This window comes from Cellulomonas sp. PhB150, assembly GCF_003755175.1.
Classification (GTDB): domain Bacteria; phylum Actinomycetota; class Actinomycetes; order Actinomycetales; family Cellulomonadaceae; genus Cellulomonas.
In genome coordinates this window covers 37,254-57,149 of record NZ_RKHX01000001.1, presented here as the reverse complement: position 1 = coordinate 57,149, position 19,896 = coordinate 37,254, and the positions used below count along the sequence as shown (strand labels likewise).

Sequence of the window (19,896 nt, the reverse complement as noted above, 5' to 3'; positions counted from 1 at the left end):
CCTCCTCCCGCCTGCGACAGCGCGCTGACCTGCGCTTTCATACGATTTCGACACGTTTGTCGAACACGTGTTCGAGTATGCCAGTAGACGCCCACACGACCGCCGGTGTCAATCCGCGCAGGAGGTCGACGGCGCGCGCGATGGCACGTGTGGGCGGGCTCGGATACGTTCACGCAGGCCGCAGCGCCGCGGCACCGGATGAGGCAAGGAGCGGGCATGAGGATCGTCGTCGGGCTGTACCGGTTGGCCCTCGCGGCCATCACGTTCGTCGCCCTGTTCTGGGCGCCCAGCACCGGCCTGAGCTTCGAGCTCACCGACTACGTCTACTTCACCACCCAGTCCAACCTGCTGCTGGCGGTCGTCATGACCTGGGCCGGCATCGCGGCCCTGACCCGGCGCACAGGTCCGCCGCTGTGGCTCGTCGGCGCCGTGACGCTGTTCATCCTCATCACCGGCCTGGTCGCGTACCTGATCCTGGACCCGGCCCCTCCCGGCGAGGAGATCGTCGCCCTGGGCCTGACGCACGACCAGATCGTGCACCGCCTGACGCCGATCGCGGCGTTCGTGCACTTCCTGCTCATGGTCCCCCACCGCCGCCTGCGGGTCTCGCACGCCGCCTGGTGGCTGCTCTACCCGGTGGCGTACTGCGCGTTCGCGACCGTGCGCGGCCTGCTCTCCCCCGGCAGCGCCTACCCCTACCCGTTCGTCGACGTCTCGGACATCGGCTACGGCGGCCTCCTGCTCAACGTCGTGATCTACGGGATCGGCTTCTTCGTCCTCGGGCTGGTCCTGGTCGGCATCGACCGGCTGATGCCCGCCCGGGCGATCCTCAGCGACTCGTCGCGCACCTGAGCGCGACCCGCACGATGATGGCCAGATGACCTCGCTGACCCGACCCGTCGCCCCGCACCCGTACGACCTGCTGCCGCCGGTGCCCACCTTCACCGTCACCAGCGACGACATCCAGCACGACGTGCGCCTGCCCGACGAGCACACCAACACCGACCGAGGCGACAACGTCTCCCCGCAGCTGAGCTGGTCCGGCTTCCCGGAGCAGACCCAGTCGTTCTGGGTCACCTGCTACGACCCCGACGCCCCCGGTCCGGCCGGCTGGTGGCACTGGACCCTCGTCGACCTGCCGAAGGACACCACCTCGCTCGAGCGCGGCGCGGGCTCGCCGGGGGGCACCCTGCCCGCGGGCTCGTTCATGCTCCGCGGGGACGACGGCGAGCCCGTCTACAAGGGTGCGGCACCGCCGCCGCGCGACCAGGTGCACCGCTACTTCTTCGTCGTGCACGCGCTCGACACGGCCTCGCTGGGCCTGAGCAAGGACGCGATGCCGGGCGCCGCCAACACCGCCGTCGTCTTCCACACGATCGCCCGTGGGCTGATCGTGCCGACCTACCAGAACGCTGGGTAGCCTGCCGGGCATGACTCTCGGGACCCTGACCTGGGCGCGCGCCCTCGCCCACCTGGACCTCGTCGCCCCCAGCACGGCGGCCGCCCTGACCGCGTGGGCCGTGAGCGAGCCACGGGTGGCCGACGAGGTCCTCGTCGCGCAGATCGACCCGGACCTGGCCGACACCGCCGCACTGACCGAGGCGTTCGACCTGCCGCCGTCCGCGTCGGTGAACTGCGTCCTGGTCGCGGGCCGACGAGAGGGCACCGAGAGGATCGCCGCCGCGCTGGTGCGAGCCACGACGCGGGCCGACGTGAACTCGACCGTCAAGCGGCTGCTCGACGTGCGCAAGTGCTCGTTCCTGCCGATGGACCGCGCGACGGCCGAGTCGGGCATGGAGTACGGCGGGATCACGCCCGTCGGGCTCCCCGAGGACTACCGGCTGCTGCTGGACGCGCGGGTCGCGGTCGACGACCCCGAGGCCGGCGGGATCGTGGTGATCGGCTCGGGCGTGCGGCACTCGAAGATCGCCCTGCCGGGCGCGCTCCTCGCGGCCATGCCCGGCGTCGAGGTCGTCGACGGGCTGGCCCTCGCCTAGAAGACGGCCATCGCGATCAGCACCACTGCTGCCACGGCGCTGCACCCGAACGCCGCCGCGGACCTCGCGCGTGCCGCGCGGTCGAGCCTGACCTTCGGTGCACGGTGGCGCCGGCCCACCTGCTCCTCGAAGACGGTCGCCGGACGGTAGGCGGCGAAGACGAGCATGGCTCCCGCGGCGAACCCGGCGACAGCGCCCGACGTGGCGGTCCAGCCCTGCTGCAGGCCGAGGGTCAGGCCCGCGCCGAGCATGAGGAGCCCGACGAGGAAGCACGTCCCCCGCACGCGCACGCCGCGCAGGGCGCCCACGGAGCCGCTCCAGTCGACGAGCGCACCGTGCCGGTTGAACAGCAGCAGCACGCTCAGCGACAACGGCACGGACGAGAGCACGACCAGCAGGTCCCCCACGCTCACACCACCCCCTCGCCAGCCATTGTCACGGATCACCGCCGGGTCTAGTGTGTAAGCACTTCCTTACATACGGAGTGTCATGCCAGCCACCGACGAGCTCAGCCGGGTGTTCAGCGCCCTGGCCGATCCCACGCGCCGCGACATCCTGACCCGCCTGTCCCACGGGCCGATCAGCGTCGGCGAGCTCGCCGCGCCCTACCCGATCAGCCGACCGGCGGTCTCCCAGCACCTCGGCGTGCTGGAGAGCGCGGGCCTCGTCGAGCGGACCGTGGACGCCCAGTGGCGCCAGTGCAGCATCCGGGAGGAAGGGCTCGACGACGCGTCCGCGTGGATCGCCGAGCGCAAGGCCGAGTGGAACGAGCGGTTCGACCTGCTCGAGGAACGGATCCGCGAGAAGCGACGACAAGGAGCGACACCATGATCGACACGACCAAGGGCTTCACCCTCACGCGCGAGATCGATGCGACCCCGGAGGAGCTCTGGACCGCCTGGACCGACCCCGACGAGCTGGCGCACTGGTGGCACCCCCGCGGCGCGACGACCCCGCGGGACAGCGTCCAGGTCGACCTGCAGGTCGGCGGCCGCTACGCCTACACGATGGTCAACGACGAGACCGGCGATGCCTACCCCACCGGCGGCGTCTACCGCGAGATCGTGCCGCACGAGCGTCTCGTCTTCACCTGGGGCGAGCCGGGCGCCGACCCGGACGACTCCCCGATCGCCACCGTCACGATCGAGCCGCTGGGTGAGCTCACGAGGATGACCTTCCAGCTGCAGGGCGTCGAGGGCGCGGTGGGCGACGGCAGCTTCTACGACGGCTGGGTCAGCGCGCTCGACGTGCTGGTCGAGCACCTGCAGGGGCCGCACGTCTTCGGCTGACGCGCTCAGGCTGGCGTGATGCGGAGGATCACGCGGTTGCCCTGCTTGCGGCTGAGCTTCTCGACGAGCATGAGGACCCGGTACTGCAGCCCGTACTTCGCGCGCATCAGGCGCGTGACGGTGTCGAGGATCTCCCGGTCGTCGCGCACCTGCGCGGTGCCGGTGAGCACGGGGGCGTCGTCGGCGACCTTGCCGGAACGCGTGCACGGACGCAGCTCGACGCGGCTGTCGTTGCGCAGCCGCTTGACCTTGCCCGTGCTCGCCGCCGTCGTGACGAGCAGCGCGTCGCCGTCCCGGACGAGCCAGACGGCCGTCGGGACGCCGACGCCGGTGCGACGGAAGGTGGTCAGGAAGGCGAAGCTCTCGTCGCCGATGGCGCGCGTGGTGAGGGGCATGCACGCACGGTAAGCAGGTCCGGCGCGCAGCGCGCGGCGACGAATCCCGTTGCGCTGCCAGTGCGACGACGTCATCATCGAGACCGGTTGGCCGCCCTGACGGTAAGGGCTCACACGGGTCGTCCCCTCGCGGGGTTCGAGAAGGTCAGGAAGTAGACCCCGGTGAGCCGCCAGTCCGGCCCTGCCCGAGCTCACATCAAGGCCCGCAGGCGCACCGCTCCCGCGGCGACATCCGCGTCGTCGTCCTCGGCGGCCTCGTCCAACAGCGACGACGTGAGCAACCACTCGTCCTCGGACTCCGGGCAGATCACCGCGTCCACGAGCCAGTTGGCAGAGTCCTCGTCCGCCCGCTCCAGCGCTGAGGCGACCAAGCGGAGCCCATCGACATCACCTCGAGCGACCAGCGCCAAGGCCGTCTCGTAGGTGACGAACGTGTTCTCGGGATCGAGGAGGAGCCGGTCGAGGAGGTCCGAGACGCTGTCGAGGTCTTCCGAGCGAGCAGGATCACGCCCGCGGCTGCACGCACAGGGGCCAGCGTGTCGCCGACCGCCGCCAGCGCCTCCGCGGGCGACATCGGGAGCACAGGTTCAGGCTCGACCCGCGGCGCGAACGCAGCGCGGAGCCGCTCCCACCGGGTCACTCTCGCGACGCCCAGAACGCCACCGCGCTCGCCGCCGCGACGTTGAGCGAGTCGATCCCCATCTCCATCGGGATCCGCACGACCACGTCGGCCGCAGCCAGCGCGGTCTTCGACAACCCGTGCCCCTCCGACCCGAGCATCCATGCCACGCGCTCGGGCAGGTCCGCCGCGAAGTCGGCCAGGTCGACCGAGTCGTCGCTCAGCGCCAGCGCGGCCAGCGTGAAGCCCTCCGCGCGCAGCGCCTGCAGGTCGGCGGCCCAGGACGTGGCGCGCGTGTACGGCAGCGTGAGCGCGGCGCCCATCGAGACGCGCACGGAGCGCCGGTAGAGGGGGTCGGCGCAGTCCGGGGACAGGACGATGGCGTCGATGCCCAGGGCGGCCGCGCTGCGGAACAGGGCGCCGACGTTGGTGTGGTCGACGAGGCCGTCGAGCACCGCGATGCGCCGGGCGGACGAGACGAGGTCGGTCATCGACGGCAGCGGCGGCCGGTGCATCGCAGCGAGAGCGCCGCGGTGCAGGTTGAAGCCCGTGAGCTGCTCGACGATCTCGGAGGTGCCGACGTAGACGGGGATAGGCCCGAACCGGCCCTCCGCGCCCGCGATGAGGTCCTCGAACGTGTACAGCCAGCGCTCGGTGGTCAGCAGCGAGCGCGGCTGGTGGCCGAGCTCGAGCGCGCGGCCGATGACCTTCGAGCTCTCCGCCATGTACAGGCCCTCGGCGGCCTCGCGGGAGCGGCGCAGCCGGACGTCGGTCAGGTCGAAGTAGTCGCTGAGACGCGGGTCCCGGGAGTCGTCGATGTGCTCGATCACGACGAGGATTCTCCCAGGCGTCAGGAGCGCGGCGCGCGCACCAGCCGGCCACCGAGCGCGGCCGCGGCGCAGCCGAGCACGGCGGCGGCAGGGACGACCGCGAACGCGGCGTGGATGCCGACCGCGTCCGCGAGCGCGCCGAGCGCGAACGGTGCGACGCCGACGGCGACGCCGCCGGCGAGCGTGGCCCGGGACTGGGCGGCGTCGCCGGCTCCCGGAGCGGTGGCGATGAGCAGCGAGATCGACAGCGGGTACTGCACCCCGAAGCCGAGCCCGGTGACGAACAGACCGAGGATCGCGACCGCGGGGGTCGTCGCGGTCCACAGGATCGCCCAGCCGCCGATCGAGACGACGAAACCGGCGACCAGGATCAGCGCGGGCTGTATCCGCAGCGAGATCGGCCCCATGACGAAGCGGATCACCGACATGCCCGCGACGAGCCCGGCGGTCGTGGCGGCGGCGATGCCCGCGCCGGCCCCGGTCTGCTCGCGGACGAGGTCGGTGGACCAGTAGGTCGTCGTCATCTCGAGCGCGATCGCCGCGACCACCGAGACCAGGAAGCACCAGGCGGGCAGGCGGTTCAGCGCGCGGCGGTCAGCGGCGTCGTCGTGCGGGTCGGTCGGGTCGACGACGGCCACGGCCAGCGCCTCGACGGAGCCGAGCAGCGGCTGCTCGCCGTCGGCGCGCAAGGTGTCCCCCGCATGCGCGCGGCGTGCGGGCGGTGTCATCGCGCCGCCCACCGGCATCCGCGCGAGCATCACGGCCGTGATCGCGGCGATGAGGACCGTGACGGCGACGGCGGGACGCCAGCCCCAGCCGATCGCGACGCACACCCCGACGGCGAGCGGTCCGACGAGCCCGATCGACGAGCCGACGCCGTTGGCCTCGGTCACGGCGGCCGACGCGGCCGGGCCGTGGTGCAGCGCGAGCCCGGGCTGCGCGGCACTGATCGCGATGTTGCCGCCGATCGCCAGGACGAGGACGGCGGTCAGGCTCGAGGGCAGGTCCTTCGCCGTGATCAGGGCGAGGATGCCGACGGTGATGGCCGCGTAGGAGATGAAGAGCGCCGTGCGGCGACCCCAGCGGCGGACGAGCCGCGGCGACAGGAACGCGGCGACGATGCCTCCGCCCGCCATCGCCGTGCCGTGCAGACCCGCCTGCGCCAGGGAGATGTCGAAGTCGTCGGCCAGCAGCGTCACGCTCGGGTTGAAGCTGTACAGCAGCCAGCCCCAGATGACGAAGTTGCCGTAGAACGCGAAGGTCAGCGGGTCGCGGTGGAACCCGGCGTGCTTCTGTACCGCGTCGACCTGCGGATCTCCGGGCATGTGCCGAGGATAGGGCCGCTAGGGGCCGTCGTTGCGCAGCAGGCCGACGAGCTCGTCGAGCTGTCCGCGGTACTCGGGCGCGTTCGGGTACCCGCTGTGCGCGGCGATGGTCAGCAGGTAGGCGACGTCGTCGACCTCTTGAGCGGGGTGGTCGATGCCGGTCCCGTCCGCCGAGTACGCGTCGACGGGGAAGCCGATGAAGTCCGTGCGCCGCCACAGGCTGCGCCACCGGGTCGGGTGACCCGGAGTGGTCAGGGACTCGACGACGGTGATGGCGTCCGGCGCGGCGTCCGCAGGGAGCGGCGCCGCCCACGGGTCGGCGGCCCACAGCCGCGCGGGCGCGACCGGGTGGGTCCCCAGCACCGCCGGACCGAACAGCTCGGGGAAGAACCGGCCGAAGTACGCGCGCAGCTGCGTGCCGTAGGTGAGCAGCGCGACGCGGTCGTCGTTCGGCCCTGCGGGTCCGTCCCAGCGGGCGAGCAGCGCGGCGACCGCGACGACGCCGCCGAGGCTGTGCGCCGAGATGACCACGCGCCGCCCCTGCAACGAGCGGCGCTGGCTCGGAGGCACCGAGGCGGGGTCGAGGTCGTCGCCCAGCCAGGTGTCGATGCGGGCACGCAGCTCGGGCACGACCCGCTCCGCGTAGCAGGGCGGGGCGAACGGGTGCGCGGCGCGCGGCAGGAAGCACATGAGGTCCCACAGCAGCCCCCAGGGCCGGGCCAGGGACTTCTTGGAACCGGCGCCGACGACGCTGGCGACGACGAGCCCGAACGCCAGCACCACTGCCTTCGTCGACCACTGCACGCCCAGGTCCCACACGTCGCCCCAGAAGCCGGCGACCTGCTCGTCGGGATCCGGCAGCAGGAGCGTGCCGACCAGGGCGAGGAAGAACGCGGTCCCGACCACGCCGACGATGCGCTCGGCACGGTGCGCCAGGGCGGCGTGCCGACGCCCGCGCTGGATCGCCTGGTCGACTCCCTTGTCCGGCGTGGCGGGCGGCGCGTCCCCGGGGATGACGGGCAGCGGCCGCGAGCGCAGCGCCCCCATGCGCGCCGACAGCACGATCATCAGGACCGCCAGGACGGCGATCACGGCGACGCTCATGACGGCGAACTCGACGTACCCCGGCGGCGTGACGAGCTGCACCGGCGCGGCGACCTCGACGGTCACCGGGTCGCGCAGCCGGTCCGCGGCGGCCACCTCGCTCAGCGCGGCCGTGACCTGCGCGGGGACGCTCGCGTTCTCCGGGGCACCCGGAGCCTGCAGCCAGGCGACCACACCGAGGACCGTCGCCGCGCTGAGCACCATTGCGATGCCGGCCGACGTGGCGAGCAGGACGAACGGGCCACGCCCGGACCAGCCCTCGCGCGAGCGCGTGCGGTGCCGGGCGTTTGCGACGACGGCCACGACGAGCAGCACGACGAACGCCACCCCGGTGACCGAGCGTGAGACGACCCCGCCGGCGCCGTCCGGCCACAGCAGCGCCGTCACCGCTCCCCCGACCGCGACCACCACGCACGGCGCCCACACCGCGGCCCGCAGTCGCGAGCGCAGCCCGACCGACGCGACGCACAGCACCACCATGAGCCCGATGAGCAGGCTCGGCACCGCGGCGAGCCCGAGGAACGGCACCGCCGCCGGGTCGCTCGGCCGCAGGGGCTCGTCGCCGCTGCCCGCCACCACGACGACAGCCCACCCGAACAGTGCGAAGCCCACGCCGAACAGGGCGGCGTCGGGTGCGCGCGACACCTCGGCGTCGGACGTCGCGGCGGCTCGCGAGGCGCCGTGCGGGAGCGGGTCGAGCCGCACGCGCGCCACCCGGAACGCGACGACCACGAGCAGCAGCACGCCGACGGCGACCATGACCGCCCACGACCCGTTCCCCGACGCCGTCCACACGTCGGGACCGAGACAGCCCCGCGCGCCGAACCCGGTCGCGTCCCAGCACTCGGGCTCGTCGCGGTACAGGAAGTGCCACGCCAGCAGCACGGCGAGCAGGGCGAACGCGGCCGACAGGTGCTGGTACCAGAGCACGGACGAGCGCTTGGCGTGGGTCCAGAAGCCCGGGCGGGCGAGCATGGGCCAGACCTTGCCGTCGTCCATCGCGGTCCCGGTGGCCAGCCCGCGCGCCTTGGTCCCCGACATCCGCCGCTCGTAGCGCAGCCGGCCCGTCGAGCCGACCGCGGCGAGGGCGAGGACCGCCGCCGCGGCCAGGACGGCGAGCACGGCCGTGCGCGACCCGGACGACCAGCGCGCCCACGAGTCGAGCTGGTCGGGCAGCGCGGAGCAGGTCAGCACGTAGTCGACGCTCGTGGTCCCCTGCCCGGGGACGGCCACGTCGAGCGTGGTGCGCGGGCCGTAGCACTGCGCGCCGACGATGCCGAGTGCGACCGTGGCGGTCGTCGCGACCCACAGCAGCGTCAGCGCGAGACCGAAGAGCCGCACCAGCCCGCCCGCGGCCGACGAGCGGCGGCCGGTGGGCTCGTCGGCGTCCCGCGTCCAGTACGCGACGTTGGCCAGGCCGAACGGGATGATCAGCACCCACAGCGCCCGGATGACGCCCGCGACCAGGCCGCTCGCCTTGCCCAGGGCCGGAACGGTCGAGAGGCGGGCCATCGCGCCCCACGAGTAGCCCTCGCGCCGGACGCCGGGCGGCGGGACCCGCGGGTCGCCCGCGGGGCGCTCGGTGCCCAGCGCGCGCGGCGTCGCCGCCCAGAAGCTGCCGAGCGCGTCGCCGTCCACCTGCTCGATCTGCGTCGGGTCGAGCCCGAGCATCGCTGCGGGCGGCGTGTTCGCGACGCCGTGCACCCGCAGCTCGAGCACGTCGGGCGACGGCAGTTGTGCATGCTGGGCGGCACGCGCCGCCGACCGGCCCAGGATCCGCACCAGCGGGCGCATGCCGGTCTCCCTCGCGTCGCGCCCCTGCGACCAGGGGCGTCACGACGTTATCGGGAGACCCGGCATGCCCGCTATGCCCGGATTACTCCTCGGTCACCGCCGCCGCGAACTGGCTCGCGTACAGCCGCGCGTACGCGCCGTCGGCCGCGAGGAGCTCGTCGTGCGAGCCCTGCTCGACGATCGCACCGTTCTCCATCACGAGGATGATGTCGGCGTCGCGGATGGTCGAGAGCCGGTGCGCGATGACGAACGACGTCCGCCCCACGCGCAGCGCGTTCATCGCCTGCTGCACGAGCACCTCGGTGCGGGTGTCGACCGACGACGTGGCCTCGTCGAGGATGAGGATCGTCGGGTCGGCCAGGAACGCGCGCGCGATGGTGAGCAGCTGCTTCTCCCCCGCCGAGACGTTCGCGCCCTCGTCGTCGATCACCGTGTCGTAGCCGTCGGGCAGCGTCCGCACGAACCGGTCGACGTGCGTGGCCTCGGCCGCGGCGACGATCTGCTCGTGGGTCGCCTGCTCGACGCCGTAGGCGATGTTGTCCGCGATCGACCCGCCGAACAGCCAGGTGTCCTGCAGGACCATGCCCATCTGCGAGCGCAGCGCGTCACGGGTGGTGGCACGCGTGTCGACCCCGTCGAGCGTGATCCGGCCCGCGTCGACCTCGTAGAACCGCATGAGCAGGTTGACCAGCGTCGTCTTGCCGGCACCCGTCGGCCCGACGATCGCGATCGTCTGACCGGGCTCGGCGACGATCGAGAGGTCCTCGATGAGGGGCTTGTCGGGCGAGTAGCTGAACGCGACGTGCTCGAACGCGACGCGGCCGCGGACGGGCGTGGGCAGCTGCTCGGCCGGGTCCGGGTCCGGCTCCTGCTCGTCGGCGTCCAGCAGCTCGAACACGCGCTCCACCGAGGCGATGCCGGACTGCAGCAGGTTGGCCATGCTCGCGATCTGCGTGATCGGCTGGGTGAACTGCCGGCTGTACTGGATGAACGCCTGCACGTCGCCGAGCGTCATGGTCCCGGAGGCCACGCGCAGGCCGCCGACGACGGCCACGATGACGTAGTTGAGGTTGGCGAGGAAGCCCAGCGCCGGCTGGATCGTGCCGGAGATGAACTGGGCCTTGAAGCTCGCGTCGTAGAGCTTGTCGTTGCGCTCGGCGAACACCTCGGCCGCCTCGTGCTGGCGCCCGAACACCGTGACCAGCGTGTGGCCGGTGTACATCTCCTCGATGTGCGCGTTGAGCCGCCCGGTCCCCGCCCACTGCTCGATGAACTGGGGCTTGGACCGCTTGGCGATCACCGCGGCGACGATCATCGACAGCGGGACGGTGATCAGCGCGACCAGCGCGAGCAGCGGCGAGATCCAGAACATCATGATCAGCACGCCGACGACCGTCAGCACCGAGGTGATGAGCTGGCTGAGCGTCTGCTGCAGCGTCTGGGCGACGTTGTCGATGTCGTTGGTGACGCGGCTGAGCAGCTCGCCCCGCGGGTGGGAGTCGAGGTACTTCAGCGGCAGTCGGCCGAGCTTGGCCTCGACGTCCGCACGCAGGCGCAGGACCACGCGCTGCACCACGCCCGCGGTGATCCGCCCCTGGGCCCAGCCGAACAGGAAGGAGCCCACGTAGATGACCAGGACGACGACGAGGATCCCGCGCAGGTGACCGAAGTCGATGCCCTGCCCGGGCACGAGCCCGGGGATGCCGGAGACCGTGTCGGCGAACGTGTCCTGCCCGGAGGCCCGCAGCGCGGCGACAACCTGCTCCTGGGACTGGCCGACGAACTGCTGCATCTGCGGCAGGTTCCCCACGAATCCCGCGAAGATCACGTTCGTCGCGTTGCCCAGGAGCTTGGGGCCGATGACCGCGAGGACCACGGAGGCCACGGCGAGCACGAGGACCAGCACGATGCGGGCGACCTCGGGCCGCAGCTCGCGCAGGAACCTCTTGCCGGACGCCGTGAAGTTGCTCGACTTCTCCCCGGGCACGCCCATGCCGCCCATCGGGCCCGGGCCGCGCTGCGGGGGCCGGCGCGGGACGGTCTGCTGCGCGCTCATGCTGCCTCCTCCGCGCTGACCTGCGAGTACACGATCTCCTGGTACGTCTGGTTCGACTCGAGGAGCTCGGCGTGCGTGCCGACGCCCACCACCGCGCCCTCCTCGAGCACCACGATCGCGTCGGCGTGCCGGATGGTGGCCACGCGCTGCGCGACGATCAGCACCGCGGCGTCCCGGGTCTCGGGCACGAGCGCCCGCCGCAGGGCCGCATCGGTCGCGTAGTCCAGCGCGCTGAACGAGTCGTCGAACAGGTACAGGTGCGGCCGTCTGACCAGCACCCGGGCGATGGCCAGCCGTTGTCTCTGGCCGCCCGAGACGTTGGTGCCGCCCTGCGAGATCGGCGCGTCGAGCCCCTCGGGCAGAGCCTCGACGAAGCTGCGGGCCTGGGCGACCTCGAGCGCGTGCCACAGCTCGTCGTCGCTCGCTCCGGGCTTGCCGTACTCGAGGTTGGAGCGCACGGTCCCGGAGAACAGGTACGGCTTCTGCGGGACGATGCCGACCTGCGCCCACAGGTCCTCGGGGTCGAGGTCGCGCACGTCGACGCCGTCGAGCAGCACGCGGCCGCCGGTCACGTCGAACAGGCGGGGCACGAGGTTGAGCAGCGTCGTCTTGCCGGACCCGGTCGAGCCGATGATCGCCGTGGTCCTGCCCGGCTCGGCCACGAGGTCGACGCCGCGCAGCACCGCGGCCTCGGCGCCCGGGTAGCGGAACTCGACGTCCCGCAGCTCGAGCAGCCCGGGACGGGCATCGGAGCCCGTGGGCAGGGCGACGGGCTTGATCGGCGAGTGCACGGTGGTGGTGGTGTCGAGCACCTCGGTGATGCGGTCCGAGGAGACCATGGCCCGCGGGACCATGACGAACATCATCGTGCTCATCATCACGGCCATGAGGATGTAGGCGATGTAGGACAGGAACGCCGTGAGCGCACCGACCGGCATGCCGTTGTCGACCCGGTGGCTGCCGAACCACAGCACGCCGACGCTCGTCGCGTTGAGCACCAGCATGACGACGGGGAACATCAGTGCCATGAGCTGCCCGGCACGCAGCGACGTCGTGTAGAGCGCGGTGTTCGCCTCGCCGAACCGGCGCGACTCGCGCTCCTCGCGGACGAAGGCCCGCACCACGCGCACGCCGGCGATCTGCTCGCGCAGCACCCGGTTGATCGCGTCGATGCGCTTCTGCATCTGCCGGAAGTACGGCACCATCCGGGACACGATGAGGCCGACGGTGACGCCGAGCACGGGGACGGCGAACAGCAAGATCGAGGAGAGCTTCGCATCCTCCTGCAGTGCCATGACGACGCCGCCGATGAGCATGATCGGCGCCATGATCATGAAGGTGAAGGTCATCAGCACGACCATCTGCACCTGCTGGACGTCGTTCGTCGTGCGGGTGATCAGCGTCGGGGCGCCGAACTTGCCGACCTCCTGCGCGGAGAACGTCTGCACGTGGCCGAACAGCCTGCCGCGCACGTCACGCCCGAACGCCATGGCCGTCCGCGAGCCGTAGTAGACCGCGACGATCGCGCAGATGACCTGTAGGAAGCTGATCGCGAGCATCACGCCGCCGAGCCGCATGATCTCGTCGGTGTCGCCGGCGGCCACGCCGTCGTCGATGATCCGCGCGTTGAGGCTCGGCAGGTAGAGCGTGGCCATCGTCTGCACGAGCTGCAGCGCGACGATCGCGTAGACGGCACCGCGGTACGGGCGCAGGTGCTCCCGCAGCAGTCGGACGAGCATCATGACGGGCTCCTGGTGGTGGACGGGGCGAGTGCGCCGTGCAGGAAGTGGGTGACGAGGACGTCGATGGCGGGGATGTTCGCGGTGGTGCCGCGGCGCGCGGCCTCGCCCTGCTGCATCGCGGCGCCGACGAGGACGACGTCCAGCAGGGCGACCACCTGGTCGACCGGGCGGGCGAGCGCCGCGGCATCCGGCTCGAGCACGCGCGCGACGGCGAGACGGACCTCGAGCTGGCCCGCCTGCTGGTGCTGCGCCCACTCGCGGTGGGTCCTGCGCCGCTGCTCGAGCAGGTCCTGCGGGTTCGGCTCGAGGCGACCGAGCTCGTGCAGGACCGCGAACCAGCGCATCGTCTCGCCGATGCGCTCGAAGCCGATCTCCAGGATCCGGGTCAGGCGCTCGTCGAGCGGGAGGTCCCGGTCGATCGCGTCGAGGGCCGGGACGACCGCGACCGGGTCCACCGCCGCGTGCACGGTCTCGCGCAGCAGGGTGACCTTGTCGTCGAACACGCGGAACAGCGTGCCCTCGGAGACGCCCGCCGCCAGCGCGAGCTCACGCGTGGTGACGGCCGCGCCGCGGTCCAGCACGAGCGCCCGCACGTCGTGCAGGATCGCGCGGCGCCGCTCGTCGGGAGGCAGCGGAGCGGCGCGACCCGTCCGGGTCGCGCCGCTCTCGACTGCGGGTGTGGCCATACGGCCGACACTAACTGAGTGAGCACTCACTCCGCCAGATCATTCCGGCGCAGAGTCCTCCGGCTTCTGCAGCGACGGCGTCGCCTCGGTCGTGGGCCGCAGCGGCGCCGCGCCCTGCCCGGGACGCTGGCCCAGCTCGGCACCCGCGTCGAACGGGCGGCCGCTGAGGTTGCCTGCGCTCGTCGCGTCGGCCGTCGCGGCCGCGGACTCGCGCTTGGCCTCGGCCAAGGCCACCGCCGGATCGGTCAGCGTGGTGGGCGGGAGGTCGTCCTTGAGGGGCGACTCCCCCGCGGGCCGGCTGCTCCCGAACGGCCCGCCCTCGTCGTCGCCGCCGGCGAAGCCCTTCGCGAACGCACCGAGCGCGCCGCTGAGCTCGGACGGCAGGAACCACATCTTGCTCGACGGGCTCTGCGCGATCTTGGGCAGCACCTGCAGGTACTGGTAGGCCAGCAGCTTGGGGTCGGCGTCCCCGCGGTGCACCGCGTCAAACACCTGCAGGATGGCCCGCGCCTCGCCCTCGGCGTTCAGGATCGCCGACTGCGCGTTGCCCTCGGCCCGCAGGATCGCGGCCTGCTTCTCACCCTCGGCCGTGAGGATCTGCGACTGCTTGACACCCTCGGCCGTCAGGATCGTGGCGCGGCGGTCACGCTCGGCACGCATCTGCTGCTCCATCGAGCCCTTGATGCTGTCCGGCGGGTCGATCGACTTGAGCTCGACGCGGTTGACGCGCACGCCCCACCGCCCGGTCGCCTCGTCGAGCACGCCGCGCAGCTGACCGTTGATCTGGTCGCGGCTGGTCAGCGTCTGCTCGAGGTCCATCGAGCCGACGACGTTGCGCAGCGTGGTGACCGTGAGCTGCTCGATGCCGGTGATGTAGTTGGCGATCTCGTAGACCGCGTCCTTCGGCTCGGTCACCTGGAAGTAGATGACCGTGTCGATGCTGACCACCAGGTTGTCCGAGGTGATCACGGGCTGCGGCGGGAAGGACACGACCTGCTCGCGCAGGTCGACCCCTGCGCGGACACGGTCGACGAACGGGATCAGCAGGTGCAGGCCGGCGTCCAGGGTCCGCGAGTAGCGACCGAGGCGCTCGACCAGCACCGCGACGGTCTGCGGGACGATCCGCACCGCCCGGATCAGCCCGATGATCACGAACAGCACGGCCAGTCCGAGCACGATGTACAGGGCGATCTGGCCGCCGCTGGGGTCGTCCATGAATCCTCCAGGTCTTCGATCGGATGCCCCGCGGCTGCGGGGAAGTGCGGTGGGTCAGCCCGCGGCGGGTGCGACGACGGCCGTCGCGCCGTCGATGCGGTCGACCCGCACCTGCGAGCCGGGGGGCAGCGCCTCGGGGGTGCTGGTGCGCGCGCTCCAGACCTCGCCGTCCAGCTTCACGCGGCCGCCCTCGAGCGTCACGGTCGAGACGACGACGGCGCCCTTGCCGACGAGCGCGGCGGCGTTGGTCTCCTCGAGCGGGACGCGCCTCCTGAGCCGGCGCAGGAGCCAGGGGCGCAGCGTCGCGAGCAGCACGACGGCGGTCAGGGCTGCCACCAGGAACTGCAGCCACACGGGCGCCCCAGCCGCACTGGCGACACCTCCGGCGACTGCTCCGCCGGCGAGCATGATCAGCACGAGGTCGAGCGAGAGCATCTCCAGGATGCCGAGCGCGAACGCCCCGCCGATCCACCACAACCAGTCCATGGGATGCAGCCCCCTTCGGCCGCGCCCGGTCCTGGGTGGATCGGGCTCTTGTACCGATCCTAGACGACTGCTTTGCGAACTTGTGGGGTTTTCCTCAGCCCGCGGCCCGCGCGGACCAGCGGTCGCCGTTGCGGTCGACGGTGAGGTCGAGCCCGAACGCACCGGACAGCGTCTGCGCGGTGAGGACCTCGTCGACCGGACCGGCGGCGTGCACGCGGCCGTCCTTGAGGAGCAGCAGGTGCGTGAACCCGGGCGGGATCTCCTCGACGTGGTGGGTGACCAGCACGAGGACCGGCGACCTCGGGTCGGCGGCGAGCTCGGCGAGCGCCGCGACGAGCTCCTCGCGGCCGCCGAGGTCGAGCCCCGCGGCAGGCTCGTCGAGCAGCAGCAGCTCGGGGTCGGTCATGAGCGAGCGGGCGATCTGGACGCGCTTGCGCTCGCCCTCGCTCAGGGTCCCGAAGTACCGCTCGCCGAGGTGGTCGACCCCGAAGGCGCGCAGCAGGTCCGTCGCGCGCGACTCGTCGAGCTCCTCGTACGTCTCGCGCCAGCGTCCGGTCACGCCGTACGCCGCGGTGAGCACGACGTCGCGCACCGTCTCGCCCGACGGGATGCGGTCCGCGAGCGCGGCGCTGGACAGCCCGATGCGGGGGCGCAGCTCGAAGACGTCGACGCGGCCGAGCCGCTCGCCGAGCAGGTCCGCGGTCCCGCCGGTGGGGTGCATGCGGCCGGAGGCGACCTGCAGCAACGTCGTCTTCCCGGCGCCGTTGCGGCCCAGCACGACCCACCGTTCCCCCTCGCGCACCGTCCACGAGATGTCGTCGAGGATCGTCGTCGTCCCCCGGCGGATCGTCACGGCCTGCAGGTCGAGCACGTCGGTCATGGCATGACCCTAACGGCCCGGCGCGGGCCTGCCCGCAGCGGCGCACGTGTCCTGGCTCACGGGCCCCCGCGCGCCGACCTCGCCTACCGTTGTCCGCGTGAGCGACGTCCTCGAGCTGCCCCGTTCCGTGCTGCTCGCCCTGTGGCTCGCCCCCGACCCGTCGGGAGCGCGGACCGACCGCACGGCGCTGCTGCGCGCGGTCCAGGGCGACGACGAGCCGCACGAGGTGATCAGCGGCGACGACTCCCCGGTGCCCCTCGGCGAGGCGATCGACTCCTGGGGCGCCGGGCCGGTCGACGTGGCCGCGCTCGTCCTCGCGCCGGGCGATGCCGGTGCGGCGCCGGCGGCCGTGAGCGCCGCCGCGATCGACGCCGGCGAGTGCCTGCTCGTCCGCACCCCCTCGACCTGCGTCGCGCTGGTGCCGGAGGTCGAGCAGTTCGGCTCCGCCTACGAGCCCGGCCACCTCGTGACCTGGCACTCGACGCCCGTGCCGGACTGGCGCCTGGCGACCGTGGGGCGCAACGGCTCGTTGCAGGACGCCGACCGCGACCTGCGCCAGGGCCTCATCACCGTGACCGAGGCGCTGGTCCGGCTCGACGTGGCGCGCTGGCAGGACGACGACGCCGACCAGATCGCCGCCCTGCGCGACGGCGCGCTGCCGCGCTGGCGGATGCCCGACCACCTCGACGGCCGGCACGCGCGCGTGCTGGGCAGCGCGGCGCGGCTGCGGGCCATCGTGGCGCTGGCGACGCGCGACGACGGCGGCGCCGTCAGCCTGTGGCAGGCCGACCAGCGTTCGGCGGCCCTGCGCGACGTCGACCGGATGTCGCGGCGCGCGATCGCGGCCGCGTCGACGTTCCCGACACCCTGAGGGCTCAGGCCGTCGCCGCCCGGTAGACGTCCAGCGTGCGGGTCGCGATGGCGTCCCAGGAGAAGTGGTCCTCGACCCGCGTCCGCGCCGCGAGCCCCCACGCGTGCGCGCGGGCCGGGTCGCTGACCGCCTCGTTGAGCGTCGCTGCGAGGTCCGCGACGAACTTCTCCGGGTCGATCGGCGTGCCGGTGCCGTCCTGCACCTGGTCGATCGGCACGAGCCAGCCGGTGACGCCGTCGTCGACGACCTCCGGGATCCCACCGGTGGCGGTCCCGACGACGGGCAGCCCCACGGCCATGGCCTCGAGGTTGACGATGCCGAGCGGCTCGTAGATCGACGGGCACGCGAACACCGTGCCGGCGGACAGCACCGCGATGAGCTCGGCACGGGGCAGCATCTGCTCGATCCAGACCACGCCCGAGCGCTTGGCGCGCAGCTCGTCGACCAGGCCCGTGACCTCGGCGAGGATCGCCGGGGTGTCCGGGGCCCCGGCGCACAGCACCAGCTGCACCTCGGGGGGCAGCTGCTCGGCGGCGCGCAGGAAGTAGGGCAGGCCCTTCTGGCGGGTGATGCGCCCGACGAACACGACCGCGGGGCGGGTCGGGTCGATGCCGAGCCCGCGCACGGTCGCGTCGGCGGCGGCCAGGTCCGCCTCGCTCGTCGGGCGCTTCCAGCCGTCGAGGTCGATGCCGTTGTGCACGACCTTCACGCGGTCGGGGTCGATGGAGGGGTACGAGCGCAGGATGTCCTGGCGCATGCCGCCGCTGACCGCGATGACCGCGGCGGCTGCCTCGTAGGCGGTGCGCTCGACCCAGCTGGACAGCGCGTAACCGCCGCCGAGCTGCTCGGCCTTCCAGGGGCGCAGCGGCTCGAGGCTGTGCGCGGTGATCACGTGCGGCAGGTCGTGCAGCATCGAGGCGACGTGGCCGCCGAAGTTCGCGTACCAGGTGTGCGAGTGGACCAGGTCGCTCGCGACGCCGTCGTCGCCCACGCGCCCGACCGCGTCGGCCATCTCGAGGTCGACCCCGAGGGTCTGCAGCGCGGCGTTGGCGCCGCGGAGCTCGGTCGGCACGCCGTAGCCCAGCACGGAGGGCTCGTCGCGCGGCCCGTCGAAGCAGTGCACGCGGACGTCGATCGTGCGCCGCAGCACCGCGGTCAGCCCCGCCACGTGCACCCCGGCGCCGCCGTACACGTGCGGCGGGTACTCACGGGTCAGCAGATCGACACGCAACGGAACCTCCAGGTCCACGCCGGCCCTGACGGCCGGTCACCCGCGACACGCTAGCGTGCCGCCGCGGTCACGCCTCGCCTGACAGCGGCGCGGGGCCTAGGGTCGTCGACATGGCAGCGCCGCGCGTCCTCGCAATCGTCCTTGCAGGTGGAGAGGGCAAGCGACTCATGCCGCTGACCGCCCACCGGGCCAAGCCGGCGGTGCCGTTCGGGGGGATCTACCGCCTCGTCGACTTCGCCCTGTCGAACGTCATCAACTCGCACTACCTGCACGTCATCGTGCTCACCCAGTACAAGTCCCACAGCCTGGACCGCCACGTGTCCAAGACGTGGCGGATGTCGCCGCTGCTGGGCAACTACGTCGCCGCCGTCCCCGCGCAGCAGCGCGTCGGCAAGCACTGGTACCTGGGCAGCGCGGACGCGATCTACCAGTGCCTCAACATCATCGAGGACGAGCGGCCGGACATCGTCGTCGTCGTCGGCGCCGACCACGTCTACCGCATGGACTTCTCCCAGATGGTCGACGCACACATCGCCTCCGGTGCCGAGTTCACGGTCGCCGCGATCCGCCAGCCCATCGAGGAGTCCGACCAGTTCGGCGTGATCGAGGTCGACCCGAGCGACCCCACCCGGATCGCCGCGTTCCGCGAGAAGCCGACCGACCCCGTCGGCCTGGCCGACTCCCCCGGCGAGATCCTCGCCTCGATGGGCAACTACGTCGCCAACGCCGACGCCCTGGTCGCGGCGGTCACCGCCGATGCCGAGAACGCCACGTCGCGGCACGACATGGGCGGCGACATCGCGCCCTACTTCGTCGAGCGCGGCACGGCGGGCGTCTACGACTTCCTGCGCAACGACGTGCCCGGCTCCACGCCGCGCGACCGCGACTACTGGCGCGACGTGGGAACGCTCGACGCGTACTACGAGGCGAACACCGACCTCATCGCGATCGAGCCCGTGTTCAACCTGTACAACGACGAGTGGCCGCTGTTCACGGGTTACACGGGCCTGGCCCCGGCCAAGTTCGTGCACGCCGGTGCGGGCCGGATGGGCCACGCCGCGGACTCGATCGTCTCCCCCGGCGTCGTCGTCTCGGGCGCGACGGTCTCGGGCTCGGTCCTGTCACCGGGCGTGCGGCTGCACTCGTGGGCGCAGGTCACCGACTCGGTCCTCATGGACAACGTGCACGTCGAGCGGTACGCGCAGGTGCACCGCGCGATCATCGACAAGAACGTCATCGTCCCCGAGCGCGCCCGCATCGGACTGGACCGCGAGCACGACCTCGCGCGCGGCTTCACGATCAGCGACTCGGGCATCACCGTCGTCCCCAAGGGCACGATCATCCACGACTGACCTCTCCGTGGGCAGCGCCGCCGG

Annotated in this window: 20 protein-coding genes; 7 read left to right on the top strand and 13 right to left on the bottom strand. The window is 72.4% G+C overall.

Going from position 1 to position 19,896, the window contains the following annotated elements; genetic code table 11:
- Nucleotides 1-216 precede the first annotated feature (216 nt).
- The 3 genes from EDF34_RS00300 to EDF34_RS00290 are packed head-to-tail and all read left to right on the top strand — an operon-like array spanning nt 217 to nt 1,997.
- Nucleotides 217-852: a Pr6Pr family membrane protein gene (locus EDF34_RS00300; RefSeq protein WP_123369408.1), complete on the top strand. Its 636-nt coding sequence runs from the start codon at nt 217-219 to the stop codon at nt 850-852.
- 25 nt (nt 853-877) lie between these two features.
- Nucleotides 878-1,420, top strand: a complete 543-nt coding sequence (locus EDF34_RS00295; RefSeq protein WP_123369407.1) for a YbhB/YbcL family Raf kinase inhibitor-like protein — start codon at nt 878-880, stop codon at nt 1,418-1,420.
- A 10-nt stretch (nt 1,421-1,430) separates the two neighbouring features.
- Nucleotides 1,431-1,997 carry a YbaK/EbsC family protein gene (locus tag EDF34_RS00290; RefSeq protein WP_123369406.1) on the top strand — a complete coding sequence of 189 codons (567 nt, stop codon included), beginning with the start codon at nt 1,431-1,433 and terminating at the stop codon, nt 1,995-1,997.
- Here the strand turns inward: EDF34_RS00290 and EDF34_RS00285 are convergent.
- Entirely contained in the window at nt 1,994-2,404 is a 411-nt protein-coding gene (locus tag EDF34_RS00285) for a hypothetical protein (protein WP_123369405.1), read from the bottom strand. The two genes, EDF34_RS00290 and EDF34_RS00285, sit on opposite strands and share 4 nt — an antisense overlap.
- Nucleotides 2,405-2,486: 82 nt before the next feature.
- Between EDF34_RS00285 and EDF34_RS00280 the strand changes: the two genes are divergently transcribed.
- Together EDF34_RS00280 and EDF34_RS00275 are read left to right on the top strand one after the other, a co-directional pair.
- Complete coding sequence (locus EDF34_RS00280; RefSeq protein ID WP_123369404.1) at nt 2,487-2,828, top strand: helix-turn-helix transcriptional regulator; 342 nt, start codon at nt 2,487-2,489, stop codon at nt 2,826-2,828.
- The gene (locus EDF34_RS00275) at nt 2,825-3,286 is read left to right on the top strand and encodes an SRPBCC domain-containing protein (RefSeq protein ID WP_123369403.1); all 462 of its coding nucleotides are present in this window, start codon (nt 2,825-2,827) and stop codon (nt 3,284-3,286) included. Before EDF34_RS00280 ends, EDF34_RS00275 begins: the two co-directional genes overlap by 4 nt.
- Before the next feature lie 5 nt (nt 3,287-3,291).
- On the opposite strand, the gene EDF34_RS00270 is transcribed toward EDF34_RS00275, so the two are convergent.
- From EDF34_RS00270 to EDF34_RS00220, 11 genes are all read right to left on the bottom strand, one after another.
- Nucleotides 3,292-3,681: a PPOX class F420-dependent oxidoreductase gene (locus tag EDF34_RS00270; RefSeq protein WP_123369402.1), complete on the bottom strand. Its 390-nt coding sequence runs from the start codon at nt 3,679-3,681 to the stop codon at nt 3,292-3,294.
- A gap of 191 nt (nt 3,682-3,872) precedes the next feature.
- A complete protein-coding gene (locus EDF34_RS00265) occupies nt 3,873-4,052 on the bottom strand; it encodes a hypothetical protein (RefSeq protein ID WP_148076539.1) in 180 nt (59 codons plus the stop codon).
- Between the two features lie 265 nt (nt 4,053-4,317).
- A complete protein-coding gene (locus tag EDF34_RS00260) occupies nt 4,318-5,127 on the bottom strand; it encodes an RNA methyltransferase (protein WP_233575228.1) in 810 nt (269 codons plus the stop codon).
- Nucleotides 5,128-5,150: 23 nt separating this feature from the next.
- The gene (locus EDF34_RS00255) at nt 5,151-6,455 is read right to left on the bottom strand and encodes a sugar MFS transporter (RefSeq protein ID WP_123369400.1); all 1,305 of its coding nucleotides are present in this window, start codon (nt 6,453-6,455) and stop codon (nt 5,151-5,153) included.
- A gap of 18 nt (nt 6,456-6,473) precedes the next feature.
- Nucleotides 6,474-9,353 (bottom strand): hypothetical protein, encoded by a 2,880-nt coding sequence (locus EDF34_RS00250; protein ID WP_123369399.1) that lies wholly within the window; start codon nt 9,351-9,353, stop codon nt 6,474-6,476.
- A gap of 82 nt (nt 9,354-9,435) precedes the next feature.
- Nucleotides 9,436-11,409: an ABC transporter ATP-binding protein gene (locus tag EDF34_RS00245; RefSeq protein ID WP_123369398.1), complete on the bottom strand. Its 1,974-nt coding sequence runs from the start codon at nt 11,407-11,409 to the stop codon at nt 9,436-9,438.
- Complete coding sequence (locus tag EDF34_RS00240) at nt 11,406-13,148, bottom strand: ABC transporter ATP-binding protein (RefSeq protein ID WP_123370578.1); 1,743 nt, start codon at nt 13,146-13,148, stop codon at nt 11,406-11,408. Before EDF34_RS00240 ends, EDF34_RS00245 begins: the two co-directional genes overlap by 4 nt.
- Complete coding sequence (locus EDF34_RS00235; protein ID WP_123369397.1) at nt 13,148-13,837, bottom strand: TetR/AcrR family transcriptional regulator; 690 nt, start codon at nt 13,835-13,837, stop codon at nt 13,148-13,150. The genes EDF34_RS00240 and EDF34_RS00235 overlap by 1 nt, the downstream gene beginning before the upstream one ends.
- Nucleotides 13,838-13,876: 39 nt before the next feature.
- Nucleotides 13,877-15,052, bottom strand: coding sequence for an SPFH domain-containing protein (locus EDF34_RS00230; protein WP_123369396.1), 1,176 nt, complete (start codon nt 15,050-15,052; stop codon nt 13,877-13,879).
- Nucleotides 15,053-15,106: 54 nt separating this feature from the next.
- Nucleotides 15,107-15,538, bottom strand: coding sequence for an NfeD family protein (locus EDF34_RS00225; protein ID WP_123369395.1), 432 nt, complete (start codon nt 15,536-15,538; stop codon nt 15,107-15,109).
- A gap of 94 nt (nt 15,539-15,632) precedes the next feature.
- Nucleotides 15,633-16,418, bottom strand: coding sequence for an ABC transporter ATP-binding protein (locus EDF34_RS00220; RefSeq protein WP_123369394.1), 786 nt, complete (start codon nt 16,416-16,418; stop codon nt 15,633-15,635).
- Between the two features lie 97 nt (nt 16,419-16,515).
- On the opposite strand from EDF34_RS00220, the gene EDF34_RS00215 reads away from it, so the two are divergent.
- Nucleotides 16,516-17,289, top strand: coding sequence for a hypothetical protein (locus EDF34_RS00215; RefSeq protein ID WP_123369393.1), 774 nt, complete (start codon nt 16,516-16,518; stop codon nt 17,287-17,289).
- A 4-nt stretch (nt 17,290-17,293) separates the two neighbouring features.
- Here EDF34_RS00215 and glgA read toward each other — a convergent pair whose 3' ends face one another.
- A complete protein-coding gene (gene glgA / locus EDF34_RS00210) occupies nt 17,294-18,520 on the bottom strand; it encodes a glycogen synthase (protein WP_123369392.1) in 1,227 nt (408 codons plus the stop codon).
- A 110-nt stretch (nt 18,521-18,630) separates the two neighbouring features.
- Here glgA and glgC point away from each other — a divergent pair, with 110 nt between their 5' ends.
- A complete protein-coding gene (gene glgC, locus EDF34_RS00205; protein WP_123369391.1) occupies nt 18,631-19,872 on the top strand; it encodes a glucose-1-phosphate adenylyltransferase in 1,242 nt (413 codons plus the stop codon).
- The last annotated feature ends 24 nt before the right edge of the window (nt 19,873-19,896 follow it).

What these genes read in the sequence shown, in the direction of transcription:
- EDF34_RS00270 (WP_123369402.1), bottom strand. Translation starts at nt 3,681, where the DNA reads ATGCCCCTCACCACGCGCGCCATCGGCGACGAGAGCTTCGCCTTCCTG.
- glgC (WP_123369391.1), top strand. Translation starts at nt 18,631, where the DNA reads ATGGCAGCGCCGCGCGTCCTCGCAATCGTCCTTGCAGGTGGAGAGGGC.
- EDF34_RS00235 (WP_123369397.1), bottom strand. Translation starts at nt 13,837, where the DNA reads ATGGCCACACCCGCAGTCGAGAGCGGCGCGACCCGGACGGGTCGCGCC.
- EDF34_RS00275 (WP_123369403.1), top strand. Translation starts at nt 2,825, where the DNA reads ATGATCGACACGACCAAGGGCTTCACCCTCACGCGCGAGATCGATGCG.
- EDF34_RS00230 (WP_123369396.1), bottom strand. Translation starts at nt 15,052, where the DNA reads ATGGACGACCCCAGCGGCGGCCAGATCGCCCTGTACATCGTGCTCGGA.
- EDF34_RS00280 (WP_123369404.1), top strand. Translation starts at nt 2,487, where the DNA reads ATGCCAGCCACCGACGAGCTCAGCCGGGTGTTCAGCGCCCTGGCCGAT.
- EDF34_RS00255 (WP_123369400.1), bottom strand. Translation starts at nt 6,455, where the DNA reads ATGCCCGGAGATCCGCAGGTCGACGCGGTACAGAAGCACGCCGGGTTC.
- EDF34_RS00245 (WP_123369398.1), bottom strand. Translation starts at nt 11,409, where the DNA reads ATGAGCGCGCAGCAGACCGTCCCGCGCCGGCCCCCGCAGCGCGGCCCG.
- EDF34_RS00300 (WP_123369408.1), top strand. Translation starts at nt 217, where the DNA reads ATGAGGATCGTCGTCGGGCTGTACCGGTTGGCCCTCGCGGCCATCACG.
- EDF34_RS00290 (WP_123369406.1), top strand. Translation starts at nt 1,431, where the DNA reads ATGACTCTCGGGACCCTGACCTGGGCGCGCGCCCTCGCCCACCTGGAC.
- EDF34_RS00220 (WP_123369394.1), bottom strand. Translation starts at nt 16,418, where the DNA reads ATGACCGACGTGCTCGACCTGCAGGCCGTGACGATCCGCCGGGGGACG.
- EDF34_RS00240 (WP_123370578.1), bottom strand. Translation starts at nt 13,148, where the DNA reads ATGCTCGTCCGACTGCTGCGGGAGCACCTGCGCCCGTACCGCGGTGCC.
- EDF34_RS00295 (WP_123369407.1), top strand. Translation starts at nt 878, where the DNA reads ATGACCTCGCTGACCCGACCCGTCGCCCCGCACCCGTACGACCTGCTG.
- EDF34_RS00250 (WP_123369399.1), bottom strand. Translation starts at nt 9,353, where the DNA reads ATGCGCCCGCTGGTGCGGATCCTGGGCCGGTCGGCGGCGCGTGCCGCC.
- EDF34_RS00225 (WP_123369395.1), bottom strand. Translation starts at nt 15,538, where the DNA reads ATGGACTGGTTGTGGTGGATCGGCGGGGCGTTCGCGCTCGGCATCCTG.